The 12,800-nt window shown below is 61.2% G+C and carries 13 protein-coding genes; 6 read left to right on the plus strand and 7 right to left on the minus strand.

The window, feature by feature from the left end; all coding sequences use genetic code 11:
• Positions 1-345: 345 nt before the first annotated feature.
• Positions 346-1,194, minus strand: coding sequence for a LysR family transcriptional regulator (locus NH396_RS03580; RefSeq protein ID WP_290441690.1), 849 nt, complete (start codon positions 1,192-1,194; stop codon positions 346-348).
• Between the two features lie 122 nt (positions 1,195-1,316).
• On the opposite strand from NH396_RS03580, the gene NH396_RS03585 reads away from it, so the two are divergent.
• Positions 1,317-1,682, plus strand: a complete 366-nt coding sequence (locus NH396_RS03585) for a DoxX family protein (protein WP_253061733.1) — start codon at positions 1,317-1,319, stop codon at positions 1,680-1,682.
• Between the two features lie 177 nt (positions 1,683-1,859).
• Here the strand turns inward: NH396_RS03585 and NH396_RS03590 are convergent, their stop codons facing one another.
• Positions 1,860-3,086, minus strand: a complete 1,227-nt coding sequence (locus tag NH396_RS03590) for a glutamate carboxypeptidase (protein WP_253062186.1) — start codon at positions 3,084-3,086, stop codon at positions 1,860-1,862.
• 270 nt (positions 3,087-3,356) lie between these two features.
• Between NH396_RS03590 and umuD the strand changes: the two genes are divergently transcribed.
• From umuD to NH396_RS03605, 3 genes are all read left to right on the plus strand, one after another.
• Positions 3,357-3,818 (plus strand): translesion error-prone DNA polymerase V autoproteolytic subunit, encoded by a 462-nt coding sequence (umuD, locus tag NH396_RS03595; protein ID WP_043332158.1) that lies wholly within the window; start codon positions 3,357-3,359, stop codon positions 3,816-3,818.
• 8 nt (positions 3,819-3,826) lie between these two features.
• Positions 3,827-5,101, plus strand: a complete 1,275-nt coding sequence (locus NH396_RS03600) for a Y-family DNA polymerase (RefSeq protein WP_253062188.1) — start codon at positions 3,827-3,829, stop codon at positions 5,099-5,101.
• A 245-nt stretch (positions 5,102-5,346) separates the two neighbouring features.
• Positions 5,347-5,931: an NAD(P)H-dependent oxidoreductase gene (locus NH396_RS03605; RefSeq protein WP_043332160.1), complete on the plus strand. Its 585-nt coding sequence runs from the start codon at positions 5,347-5,349 to the stop codon at positions 5,929-5,931.
• Between the two features lie 337 nt (positions 5,932-6,268).
• Here the strand turns inward: NH396_RS03605 and NH396_RS03610 are convergent, their stop codons facing one another.
• From NH396_RS03610 to NH396_RS03620, 3 genes are all read right to left on the minus strand, one after another.
• Entirely contained in the window at positions 6,269-7,798 is a 1,530-nt protein-coding gene (locus NH396_RS03610) for a PepSY domain-containing protein (RefSeq protein WP_253061735.1), read from the minus strand.
• Between the two features lie 108 nt (positions 7,799-7,906).
• Complete coding sequence (locus tag NH396_RS03615) at positions 7,907-8,383, minus strand: hypothetical protein (RefSeq protein WP_253061737.1); 477 nt, start codon at positions 8,381-8,383, stop codon at positions 7,907-7,909.
• Positions 8,380-9,111: an SCO family protein gene (locus tag NH396_RS03620; protein WP_253061739.1), complete on the minus strand. Its 732-nt coding sequence runs from the start codon at positions 9,109-9,111 to the stop codon at positions 8,380-8,382. The genes NH396_RS03615 and NH396_RS03620 overlap by 4 nt, the downstream gene beginning before the upstream one ends.
• Before the next feature lie 277 nt (positions 9,112-9,388).
• Here NH396_RS03620 and NH396_RS03625 point away from each other — a divergent pair, with 277 nt between their 5' ends.
• Complete coding sequence (locus NH396_RS03625; RefSeq protein ID WP_043332174.1) at positions 9,389-9,811, plus strand: glyoxalase/bleomycin resistance/dioxygenase family protein; 423 nt, start codon at positions 9,389-9,391, stop codon at positions 9,809-9,811.
• Between the two features lie 153 nt (positions 9,812-9,964).
• On the opposite strand, the gene NH396_RS03630 is transcribed toward NH396_RS03625, so the two are convergent.
• Positions 9,965-10,402, minus strand: a complete 438-nt coding sequence (locus NH396_RS03630; protein ID WP_131431883.1) for an Sbal_3080 family lipoprotein — start codon at positions 10,400-10,402, stop codon at positions 9,965-9,967.
• A gap of 284 nt (positions 10,403-10,686) precedes the next feature.
• Complete coding sequence (locus NH396_RS03635) at positions 10,687-11,454, minus strand: extensin family protein (RefSeq protein ID WP_253061741.1); 768 nt, start codon at positions 11,452-11,454, stop codon at positions 10,687-10,689.
• 288 nt (positions 11,455-11,742) lie between these two features.
• Between NH396_RS03635 and NH396_RS03640 the strand changes: the two genes are divergently transcribed.
• Positions 11,743-12,765 carry an LLM class flavin-dependent oxidoreductase gene (locus NH396_RS03640; protein WP_253061743.1) on the plus strand — a complete coding sequence of 341 codons (1,023 nt, stop codon included), beginning with the start codon at positions 11,743-11,745 and terminating at the stop codon, positions 12,763-12,765.
• Positions 12,766-12,800 lie beyond the last annotated feature (35 nt).

Below are 12,800 nucleotides of genomic sequence, written 5' to 3' on the forward strand. Positions count from 1 at the left end.
ATAACCGCAGCACTTTGGGCCATGAGGTAGAGGCGGGAGGGGCAGCGCCGGCACCCTTCTCGGCTCACCGTCCAAAGTGAGACAGGTCACCGATGCCAAGCTGCGCAAGGTGGTCAAGAAGCTGAATGACCGCCCCCGAAAACGTATCGCTATCGCACACCGGAACAGGTTTTCCTGGGGAATCTTCAAGAGCCCTGAATACCGAAGATGCTGCGCTTGTTGCTTGAATTCAGGTTCCTGTGAGCGCGGATCGCCGCCCGATGTGGGTGTTCTGCGATTTATGGAGACCCGGAAGAAACGCCGGGTGTCCCCGCGGTCGATATACATCGGGTGAAGGCGCGCGGTTCAAAGCTTCTCGAGGAACCGCTGCACTTTTTCCGTGCGATGGAGGTCGACGTGGGTGACGATCCAGATGGGCACCGACCAGTCTTCTGATGGGGGCAGGATCTCGATCAGGCCCGGGTCTCGGGCTGCCTCGTGCTCGCCAAGGAAACCGATGCCGAGCCCATCCTTGACGGCCGCCTCCATAACCTGCGGGTCAGCCACCTTAATCAGCATCGTGCCCGCATCAAGGTTTTCCCGCATCCAACGGGCGAACGGCAGCGGCGAGGTTTCGTCGATGGAGCCAACGAAGCTGTGGCCGTCCAGTTTGCCGATATCTGGTCGCCCGAGTCGGCGAACATAGTCGCGGCTGGCGTAGAGGCCGAAGCGAACATGCCGGAATAGTTTGACCACATAGTCCGGGGTCTGGGGTTTAGGGCCGGCACGGAAGGCGACATGAGCCTCGCCGTGCTCGAGGCGCGCAAGATCGGTCGTGGCCGAGAATTCCAGTTCGATCTCCGAGTGGTCGAAGTGGAACTCCCGCAGCGCCGGCATGATCAGCGGTGCGACACCCGCGAGGGCGGTCACGACGAGCTTGCCAGATAGCCTACCCGAGCGGCCCCGATTACGGCCAGCTAGATCGATGAACATCTCGTCGGCGCGACTGGCAACGTCAAGCATCTCCTGTCCGCTCTCCGTCAGCGTATATCCCCGCGCATGGCGTTGAAATAGCTTGGTCTGAAATGCCGTCTCGAGTGTGTCGACGTGCCGGTTGACGGTGGCCCTATGCACGCCCAAGGCGTCCGCCGCGGCGCTGACAGTGCCATGGCGGGCGAGCATGAGCGCGGTTCGAAGTTCTGTCCAATGTTGCATGCTCCCAGATTATCAGGCTACCCGTGTCGCATCAACGCGCATAAGGTGCGCATTTCGATCAGTTGTGGCGAATTGGTGCCTCACTTATATTCCGGCAAACAATCCATAGATTGGAGTTGAAGATGAAATATCTCTCGCTGGGGCTGCGAGCCCTACTCACTTTTGTGTTTATTGGCGCAGGTGGTGCAAAACTCGCCGGCATTCCCATGATGGTGGAGACATTCGATGCCGTTGGTCTTGGTCAATGGCTTCGCTACCTCACAGGGGTCATCGAGGTTTCGGGCGCCGCGCTGCTGTGGTGGCCGAACCGACAGGTAGTCGGCGCTTCGGTTCTTGGTGGCACGATGGTTGGGGCCGTACTGACGCATTGGTTCATTCTCGGCCCGTCTGCGGTCCCAGCCATCGTGCTTGGACTGATCGCTGCCGTCGTGCTGTTTATCCATCGCGACCAGATATCGGAAGTCCTCGGCGGCGCTCTGAAAACCTGATCTACGATTCGATGGACTTAGGTCCATGGTTCATCACGCTCTCCCTAAAGATAGGTCAGAACGTGTCAACTATATTCAGGACGGGGCAAGAGCCCAAAAAAGCCCGGCCTCCTGGAGGCCGGGCTTTTTTGGGCTTGCTGTCATGACGGCATATCATTTACCGCTACAACCCCGGTTTCACTCCTGCGGCTGATCCTCGGACAATTGCATGATCATGCGCGTCGTCAGGTAAAGGCGTGGCACGACGCTATCGACCAGCACGAACTCCTGATCGCTGTGGTAGCCGCCGCCGACGAGACCCAGGGATTCGAGCACTGCCGGTTTATCGGAATCTGCATGATAGGCGTAGGCTGCATCGGTGCCGCCACCGATCTCGACCGCTTGCAGTGTCTGCCCCAACTCCTGATAGATCTTCTGGGCCTGCTCGGCCAGCTGCTGACTCTGCGGATTGTCAGGCAGCGGCGGACGCCCCTTCTCGAGGTGAAACTCCACTTCGGTATCATCGATCAACTGGTTCTTCGTGATGGCCTGCGCTTCTTCCAGGACACGCTGATACTCGCTGCTATCGAAGTAGCGCATATCACCTTCCGCCCTGGCATGCTCCGGAATCACGTTGCGCTTGACGCCGCCCTCGACGATCGTCCAGTTGAGCGTCGTCTCCTTGTCCGCATCATCAAGCTCATTCAACTGCAGCAGCTGATGAGACAGCTCCATGATGGCGTTGCGCCCTTCCTCTGGTGCGCCACCGGCATGGGAGGCACGGCCCTTCACCTCGAGAAACGCATAGTTGATGCCCTTAGTGACGACGGTGACGGCATCAACTCCCGGGTCAGCGAAGGTAGGCTCGAATACCAGCACGGCATCCTGATCTGCCGATAGCTCATGAATCAGGTCATGCGAGCCCGGCGAGCCCTTCTCCTCATCAGGATTGAAGACAACCGTCACCTGGCCATAGTCATCAAACCCGAGCGACTTCAGCGCCTCGAGACTGTGCAGAATAACGGCTGCGCCACCCTTGGCATCGCCCACGCCCGGGCCATAGGCACGCCCATCCTCGATACGGAAGGCACGCTCCGTGGCGGCGCCTTCATCGAAGACGGTGTCGTAGTGAATCATCAACATGATCTTGCGACTGCCATCTCCCTGCAGGCGACCAACAATCGTATTGCCGCCATAGGTCTTGGCAGGGTGCGTTTCCACCTGTGCGCCAAGCGCTTCGAGATGCTGGGTCAGCATTGCCTCAACGTCATTCAAGCCTTCACGGTAGCCCGTTCCCGAATCCACGTTGACCAGTGTTTCCAGCGTCTCCAGCAGAGGCGCTCGCTGTTGCTCGACGGCATCCTGCACATCCTGATAGTCCGCCGCTTGCGCACCGGCACTGCACATACCGTATGCCAAACCCACCGCCAACATCGGAAGCCGCATTCCACACCTCTAATATTGTTATATAAGGAATAACGAAGGTAAGGCGGATATCAGGCAAACGCAAACGCGAGGCCTACCGGGAAATTTTTTCCGCTAGCAGCTTTACCTGCCGTCCACCATTGAACACAGGTGCACCTCATCTGATCTGCGTCTCGTGAATGTGCAGCACTCACAGGGATTATCGGTTGCCTGAGGGCTTCTCAGCGCCGATACTGTATATGAATACAGTATCGAAAGGAGACCCCACCCATGACCGTATCTGCCGCTCAACCGTCCCACGCCTCGCTGGCTCGCCCTCATCCAGCGCCGGAACCCTGTGCGCTGCCGCACCCTCACATCACGGGGCGCGCTGGCATTTCCGGCTTCCCCTCGCCGGCCGAGGATTACGCGGGGCGCACGCTGGACCTCAACGAGCGGCTGATCAAGCGTCCGGCAGCGACCTTCTTCATGACGGTGGCGGGTGACAGCATGGAAGGCTTCGGCATCTATGAGGGCGACACCCTGGTGGTAGACCGCTCCATCGATGCCCGTCCCGGGCATATCGTGGTGGCGCTGGTCGAGGGTGAGGTGGTGGTCAAGCGTTATGAACTGATCGGTCAGCGCCCCTACCTGAGTTCCGGCAATGCTCTGTATCCGCCGGTCGCGATCTTCGACCTCGAATGCCAGGTCTGGGGGGTGGTGCGTTCCGTCATCCACGAATACGCGGTATGAATACGCCGATGATCGGACTGGTGGACTGCAACAACTTCTACGCCAGCTGCGAGCGAGTGTTCGACCCGCGCCTGGAGGGCCGCCCTGTCGGCGTGATGTCCAATAATGACGGCTGCGTGATCGCGCGCTCCAACGAACTCAAGGCGCTGGGCGTGGAGATGGGCACCCCCGCCTTCCAGCTACAGCCACTCGTCCGTGAGGGGCGCATCCACCTGCTCTCCTCCAACTACGAGCTGTATGGCGACATGTCGGCGCGCGTGCGTGAGGTGCTGGAGGAATATTCCGCCGGGGTCGAGCCCTACTCCATCGATGAGATGTTCGTGCGTTTCGATGGCTTTGATCGCAACTCGATGCTGACATTGAGCCGCACCCTGCACCGCAATGTTCGCAAGTTCACCGGCATTCCCGTGTGTGTCGGGGTCGCACCAACTCGAACGCTGGCCAAGTTGGCCAATCGCGCTGCCAAGAAGCGTCCGGAATTCGGCGGTGTATGCGTGCTGGAACCCGATGAAGTCGGCACCCAGCGCCTGCTGGCCGATACGCCACTAGGCGATGTCTGGGGCGTGGGCCGACGACTGGTCGAACGCCTGGCACTGCAAGGCCTGCACACTGCCTGGGACCTGCGCTGCGCCGACCCGCGCGCCATCGGCCAGCGGTATTCCGTGGTACTGGAACGCACCGCGCGCGAACTGCAAGGCACGCCCTGCTTCGAGATGAATGATGCCGATGACGCCCGCCAGCGCATCATGACCTCGCGCTCCTTCGGACGCATGACCGGTGACTTGAATGAACTCAGAGATGCCATCCGCCAGCATGCCCAACGCGGCGCCGAGAAGCTGCGCCATCAAGGCAGCCTGACACGCGCCGTGCTGGTCTTCCTCAAGAGCAATCGCCACCGACCCGACCTGCCGCAATACTCACCCAGCACCATCATCGAGCTGCCCGCCCCCACCAATGACAGCCGCGAGATACTCGCCGCCGCGCAACAGGCGCTGGAGCATATCTACCTGCGCGGCTATCGCTTCATGAAGGCTGGCGTGATGCTGCTCGACCTCATCGACCAGCCACGCGAGCAACTCTCATTGCTCGACAACGAAGCGGATATCGCCAAGCGTGAACGCAGTCAGCAGCTGATGGCGACACTGGACGCCATGAATCAGAAGATGGGCCGCGGTACCGTGCGCCTCGGCGTCGCACGCCCCGACGCCGCCTGGCAACTGCGCTGCGCCCACCGCAGCGCCCGCTACACCACCAACTGGCAGGAATTGAAGCAGTTGCGTTAGTGAGCTTGGCCGAAAGCTCTGAGCGCAATTCCGACCGCCACAACCATCAGCAATACAATCCCTTTCCTGGGTGCTCATACCGCAGAAGGCATGAAGGGAGTGAATGCGTAGATATCGCGCGCAATCTGATCGGATTGTTGCACCCACAGCAAAGGTGTTTTACGCCAGCGCCGCTTTATCAATGACTTGCGAACGCTCATGCTGTGCGCCATTGCTGAAAAGCCAACAGTTGTGGAGTACCCGGCATGAAGATTCTACTGATCAACGGCGGCAAGGCCTTTGCCCATTCCAATGGCGAGCTGAACGCGACGCTGCATGAACTGGCGCGCGGTGAGCTGGCCGAGCTGGGTCATGAGGTGCGTGAAACCGTCATCGAGGAAGGCTTCGAGGCTAAGGCAGAAATCGAGAAGCAGCTGTGGGCGGACCTGATCATCTATCAGACCCCTGGTTGGTGGATGGGCCTGCCGTGGACCGTGAAGAAGTATCTCGATGACATCCTGACTGAGGGCCACGGCTCGCTGTACGCCAGCGATGGCCGTCATCGCACCAGTCCGACCCAGGGCTACGGCACTGGCGGCTTGATGCAGGGCCGCCAGTACATGCTGTCACTGACCTGGAATGCGCCACTTGAGGCCTTTGATGAAGAAGGCAACTTCTTCGAGGGTAAGGGCATCGATGGCGTCTACTTCCCGGTGCACAAGGCGATGGAATTCCTCGGCATGACGGCCCTGCCGACCTACCTGGCCACTGATGTGATCAAGAACCCTGACCTGGCAGCCTACACCCAGGCCTACCGCACGCACCTACGCGAGCACGTCGGCCGCGCCTGAAGGTTCGAGAGATGAGTTGCGAGCGCTGAAAGCACTCGAGCTCGCTCGTAATACAAGAAGCCCGCCACCGGTGACATGACCGATGGCGGGCTTCTTGCGTTCTAACGAATAACGGCGAACAGCGCTCACTATTGAGAGGGTGCGGGTCTTAGAAACTCCAGCTGGCGTGCGTCCAGAAAATACGCCCCGGCTCATTGACCTGTACATCGCCCTGCAACGGATCGTCGTAGAAGCGATTGACGTGGTAAGCGTAGGCCTTGTCGAACGACCGGTGCGAGCATGGCAGGCCCACTGGCGAAGACGGTAAACGTGCCCGCCAGTGGAGAGGTGTGCCCGTTTACACCTTGGCCTCCTGCAGGTCATCCCCACGCTTGTGCGTGGCGCGAATCCACAGCCAATCCAGCAGCCCCATCACGATCAGCGAGAGGCCGACCAGCGGGAAGATGACACCGATTATCATCATCAAGCCCCAGACACCGGCGATACGCTTGCGCTCCTTGGGCAGCGGCGGGATACCGATACCGCCCACCGGACGACGCTTCCACCACATCACGCCCGCACCGACGCTCATCATCACCATCGCGATACAGGCCAGTACCAGCACCAGCTGGTTGATCAGCCCGTACTGCTGCCCCAGGTGGACATTGATACCCCACTCCAGCGCTCGGCCCAGCGGGCCGTAATCGGCGTAATGCATGTCCAGCAGCACATCGCCGGAATAGCGATCCACATGCACCACCTGCTGACGCTCCAGCGCATCCGGATAGATGGAGCCGGTGTAGACGCCTTGCGGCGAGCCCGGCAGATTGATGGCATAGCCCGGTGCCAGGCCTTCGCGAGCGAAGATGCGCTCAGCCTGATCGAGGCCGATATCGGCATGGGCAATCGCGGCGGCGCTCAGCGGCACGCCCGCAGCGCCGGATGACTTCTCGGCACCAGACTTGGTGCCCCCATCGCCATGCCCGGCATGCTCTCCCTCGTCCACGACGTGGCTTGTCGCTGCAGCCGGCAAGGAAGATAACGGGATAACGGCCTGTTCGAGCGACCAGGTCGTCCGCTCCTGGTCCACCAGACGGGTATCCGACATCGGCGTATTCACGCGCACGCCATCGGGATACCCGAAGTTATGCCCGTTGGCCAACTCGTTGACCTTGGCACCCCACACCATTGACCACGGCATGCCAGTCACGGCGAGAAACAGGATGAAACCAGCGGCGAAGATGCCACACACGGCATGCAGGTCGCGCCACCACAGACGGCGCGCAGGCGTGGTACGCAGCGTGACGACGCCACCCTTCTGGCCCCGCGGCCACCACAGATACAGGCCGCTGAGTACCAGCAGGATGCTCCAGCCGGCGGCGATCTCGATCGCGGCATTGCCGATGGGGCCGGTGATGGCGAGGCTGTGCAGATTGCGCACCGTCCACATGATGCTGTCACGGTAGGCCATCTGCCCCTGCACTTCACCGCTGTAGGGATTGACGTAGACCGCCTGCTTGCCACTGCCATCGGCTGCCACGATATCGACTTCCGTGGTCAAGTCACTGGCCGCAGGCGGCACGACACGCACGGCCTTGCCGGGCAGACTTTGCACGGCGACACGCACCTGCTCGCTCAGCGGGACACTCGCCTGTGCCTGGCCATTGGCCTGTTGCACCACCGGCGTGTTGACCTTCATCAGGTCGGCATGCACGAAGTGGTCGATCTCTTCACGGAACAGATAAAGACCGCCGGTGACGGCCAGCAAGGTCAGGAAAGGCAGCACCAGCAGGCCGGCATAAAAATGCCAGCGCCACACGGCACGGTAGATATCGCTGAAACCGCGAGCGGCGCGACCCGCGGTGTCGGTATTGGTCGTTGAACTCATCTCGATTACCCATCGACAGGTGCCACGACGCTCGACGGATACTTTGTCCGCCGGTCAACGTGAGGTCACCGAACACTATGGAGAGCCACTGCGAGGTGGCCCAGCAATTCATGGCGCGAGGGAATCGTGAGGTGGCGCGCGCCCGGGCGGACGCAGATAGACATTGATGTCGCGAAACGCGACAAGGCAGGGACGCGGGGCCGCGTCGCGAGACAACCGCCCCAACGCCAGCAACAGGGCAACGGCGACCAATGCCAGCGTGAAGGCCGCCATGCTGGCCAACGGACAATCCGAGGCAGCGGAACTGTGGGTGATCTGCGCCTGCGAACCGCTTTCGCGAGCGGTACGCGTTATCCAGTCGCTATCGGCACTCACCCAACGCCCGGCACCGACGCTCTCGAAGACGGCATGGTCGTTGACCATCACCACACGCGGGGCCGCCAGCGGCATGACCAGCATGGCGGCCAACGCGATCAGCATCACGAAGACGACATGCCCATTGGCCGCGGTCAGTCGCGACAGGGCGCGATGATAGGAGACGGATTGACGCCTGGCGTGGCGAGTCGAGGGACAAGTCACTGTCATGCGCCCCCCGTGACCGGAGCATCAGCGTTCGTATCTGCGCTCGTGTTGACGGTCGCAACACCGGCAGAGGACGGCGCTGCGGCCACGGACTGGAGCAGGAACGTCAGGCGATCAGCAAGCTGCGCAGGCGTCTGACTGAGCGGCAGGGTGTCACGCAGCCGGCCCTGCTCGTCGATCACGAAGATCGCCACGCTGTGGTCGATCATGTAATCGGCCTCACCGACCGACGCCTGCGCTTGCGCGTGTTCAGGGGGATGACTCTGCTCGGGTTCTCGCCGCTGAAACTGGATACCGAGGCGCTGGGTAAATTCCTCCAGACGCGTGTCGTCCTGTGACGAGAGGCGAAGGCCGGTCACCGGCAGGCTGAAGGCAGACAGATAACGTGACAGCACGGGCAGGGTGTCGCGCGCCGGATCCAGCGTCAGAAACATCGGATGCAGATGCGCGCGTGAAGTCTCGTCAAGGCGTTGCCAGGCCATCTGCAGCCGGGCAAGCGACAACGGACAGATATCCGGACAATGCGTAAAGCCGGGGATCAGCACGCTCAGGTGACCCGCTTCCCCCCGAGACAGGGTGTCCGCGTGCAGCAGCCCCCGCGTGGAAGGCAGCTCGAGGGTCGTCGGCCACGCATCACGCGGTTGATGCGAGGCAGAAAGCCCCGTGATCAACGCGATAATGACGAGGGCAAAAGCACTGAGTCCCATCAGGATCAGCTTGCGCGGCGACATGAACACTCCAGCGTGGCGTGCAGAGAAGGTAAAGGCAGCAGGGTCAATGACAGGGATGCTAACCATTCACACCCGTGAAACCACTAATGCGACAAGTTGCCACAGCGATTGCCCCGGGCCTTCGCGAGCGCGACAAGGCCCCAGATAGCGTAAAGCCATCACCACCATCATCAGATTCAAAGTGCGTCTCACCCGGACGGACACGACACTGTCTCCATGCTCACGCAATTGAGCCAGTCCCCCATCCCTTCTTCCCCTCACGCCATGAGGCTTCGCCATGATTCAGCGCCTTTCCCTGCACCCAGCCATCCTTGAAGTGCGCGACCTCGATGCCGCTTGCCGTTTCTTCACCGAAACACTCGCCCTGCCCATCCTGTTGCGCAACGCCACCAGCGCGACCCTGGAGCTGAACCATCGCCGAGACAAGCAGACCAGCGTATTGCTGTTGCAGCGCAGTGCCGAGCAACCCGACAGCCGCCAGCTGACGCTTGAGATCGAGCGAACGGACTTTGCCCGCTTCCGCGAACAATGGCAGGCCCAGGGAGCGCATCTGATCGAGAGTCACGGCAGCAGCGCCCCCGGCTGTGCCTGGCAGGTGCTCGATTGCGTGCTCCCCGATGGGCATCGCCTACGCGTGGTCAGCATCAACCCCGAGCGCTGCGCCCCGACGATCAGCCGAGGCATGGGCATGGCACCCTGAGATTCCAGCACACCAGATGGCTCGAGAGTCTCCGCAGGGGCCGGCGCATGATAAAAGCGCCGGCCCCGCTATCAAGTGCGCCATCATGGCGAGAAATGACGTACCGATGAGGCGTGCAAGGAGATGGCTTGAATGCCCATCACGGCAGACACGTCAGTAATTGACCAGCAAGTCATCGATGACCGGGTTCATCTTGGTTTCGACTCCGGCAAACTTGGAGAACGTCAGGCCACCCCCTGCGACAAGATGATATTGCGCATAGGCAATTTCATCGCCATACGGATCATTGAGCCAGAGCTCTGCGTGTGACAGATAAGTCGTGACGTCCCAGGAGCGCAAAGCGGTATACGTCAATATCACTTCACAATGGCCGGGGACCGGAGCGTCATAGACTCGCGTATTCAAGCCATTGCGACTGAAGCCCCGTTTGATCACACTCAGGAACCCCGGCACGATCACGGCCTCATTGCGCTCGATGCACACGGTATCCAGATAGGACATGCGCTCCAGAGGCTGAACCTGCACCGAGGTACAGCCTGCCATCACGAAGGTGATGGAAGCTGCCAATAACGCCTTCGTCATCCCTGTCATTCTTGACTCCCTGTCATTGAACAAGAGGCTTTATCGCGAGATATGCCATAGAAGGCATTCTTGCCCGCAGGGTATTAGTGAAAACAAATAAATGCGAGGAATCTGCCCGTGATCAAGCGTAATTCCCCATGCAAGCGCGAGTCTCCTTCAGCGACACCGACATATGATGACAGGCGTGGCAAACATGAGTCCCCTTTATCACGCCGAGCCAATAATGACCCACTGACAGCGTGCGCGGATGTCCGCATTGCCGCACTCTTGCCCGACGCAGCATTAAGTATTGCTCAGCGACAGAATCGCCAGCCCCGCGTGCCGAGGTGGAAGTGATCACGATGGGCGGCGTTGTAATCCGGCCCCAGCACGGTACCGAAACTCTCACAGGCGGCGTCCTGCACTGCACGCAGGAAGCGGCCCGGGGCATCTTCATCCTCGGGCGCCGTCCAGTCGCGCGGCAGGCGAACCTGACGGCCGTCCGCCAGCGTGAAGCCTGTGACATCCAGCGCATCCGCAGTGGCATGTTCACTGCGACGTGCGTTCTCTCGTCCGTAGATGTTGCGGCAGGCGTAGCTGCCCACATGGGACACTTGCGTCACTTCGCTCCCCATGACCTCCTGCGCCGCTGACTTGAGCCCATGGCGCTCGAAGCGCAGCCAGCTCACCGCCAGCGGGCAGCTGGCAATGAAGGACTGGTTGAAGCGAACACCCTGCTCGCCACTCGCGCCTGACGCCGAATGCATGCGTACGCTGTTGATGAGGTCACAGCCGTTGTTGCTGGGGCGGTCCGGCAGGAAGGTCACCCGTTGCGGGGCTTCCCGCTCGAGAAATGCGCGACAGGCGGCCGGGTTCTCGTTCAAGCGTGAGAGCTTCCAGCCGGTCACCATGCCGGGCGGGTCCTCCAATTGCAGTGGCTCCCACGGGAGATAGTGAGCGGGTATCCAGCGGTCCAGCACGATGATGTCGCGCTGGACCGCAACGCCCAGGCCGATGAGCACCAGGCATATCAACATGAGCCCCATGCCTTTGCGGCGCTGCTTGTGCTGCAAACCGTTCATGTCCGCCTCCTGTACACGTTGCAGACCCTCACCTGCCCCGGGCTTCGCCTGCATTGGACTTCACCTGCCCTGGGCTTCACCTGCCCCAGGGTGACTGACCACCGTGAATGGCATGACACATCGACCGCCTCATATATGCCATATCAGAAACAGTGAAATGAAGGGGCGAGGCGCTGTCAGAGACGCGGCTGTCCACTATGCTGGACGCCATTCAGCAGACCAGCCACATGCCTATAGGGGCCACGCCCCAGCTGCTCTCTGCACGCCAATCCGCTATCAGGAGCGCACATGACGACAGCCCCTACCTCACGCCTGGGCACGATCCCGCTCTCGGTGCTGGACCTTGCCCCCATCCGCGATACCGGCAGTGTTGCTGAAACCTTCCACAATAGCGTCAGTCTCGCCCAGCATGTCGAAGCTCTGGGCTTTCATCGCCTGTGGCTGGCCGAGCATCACAACATCGATGGCATCGCCAGTGCCGCGACCTCGGTGCTGATCGGCCATGTGGCGGGCAAGACCTCCCGCCTGCGGGTCGGCTCGGGCGGCATCATGCTGCCCAACCATCCCCCGCTGGTGGTGGCGGAACAGTTCGGCACCCTGGCCACGCTCTACCCGGACAGGATCGATCTCGGACTTGGCCGCGCGCCGGGCTCCGATGGCATCACCATGCAGGCGATGCGCCGCGACCCTTCCGCCGGCGTGAATGACTTCCCTCAGCGCCTGGCCGAACTCGAGCAGTATCTGGGCGAGGCTTCACCCGGTCAGCGCGTCAAGGCCATGCCGGGGCAAGGTACTCATGTCCCCCTGTGGCTATTGGGTTCCAGCGACTACAGCGCACGCCTGGCAGCGAAAAAAGGCCTGCCCTTCGCCTTCGCCGGCCAGTTCGCCCCCGGCTACATGCTGGAGGCCATCAAGCTCTATCGCGAGAACTTCATGCCCTCCGAGGTGCTGGATGCGCCCTACGTGATGCTCGGACTGCCACTGATCGCCGCCGACAGCGATGAACGCGCCCGTTTCCTGGCCAGCACCCAGCAACAGAAATTCCTCAATCTGATCCGCGGCAAGAGCACGCGCGCCCTGCCCCCACGCGAGACACTGGACTGGTCAGCACGCGAGGAAGCCATGGTCGGTCAGAATCTGGCCGCTGCCATCATCGGCGGGCCTGAGCGCATTCGCAGCGAGCTCGAGCATCTGCTGGAGGTGACCCAGGCCGACGAATTGATGTTCAACTCGGATTTCTATGAGCATGCCGACCGCCTGAAGAGCTACGAGATACTCGCCGAGGTCGCCGGCCGCCAGTCAATGACGTGAGCCCCTTCACGCTGACTGGCTTGCCAAGACAAGAC

This window comes from Cobetia sp. Dlab-2-AX (genome assembly GCF_024124625.1).
Lineage (GTDB): Bacteria > Pseudomonadota > Gammaproteobacteria > Pseudomonadales > Halomonadaceae > Cobetia.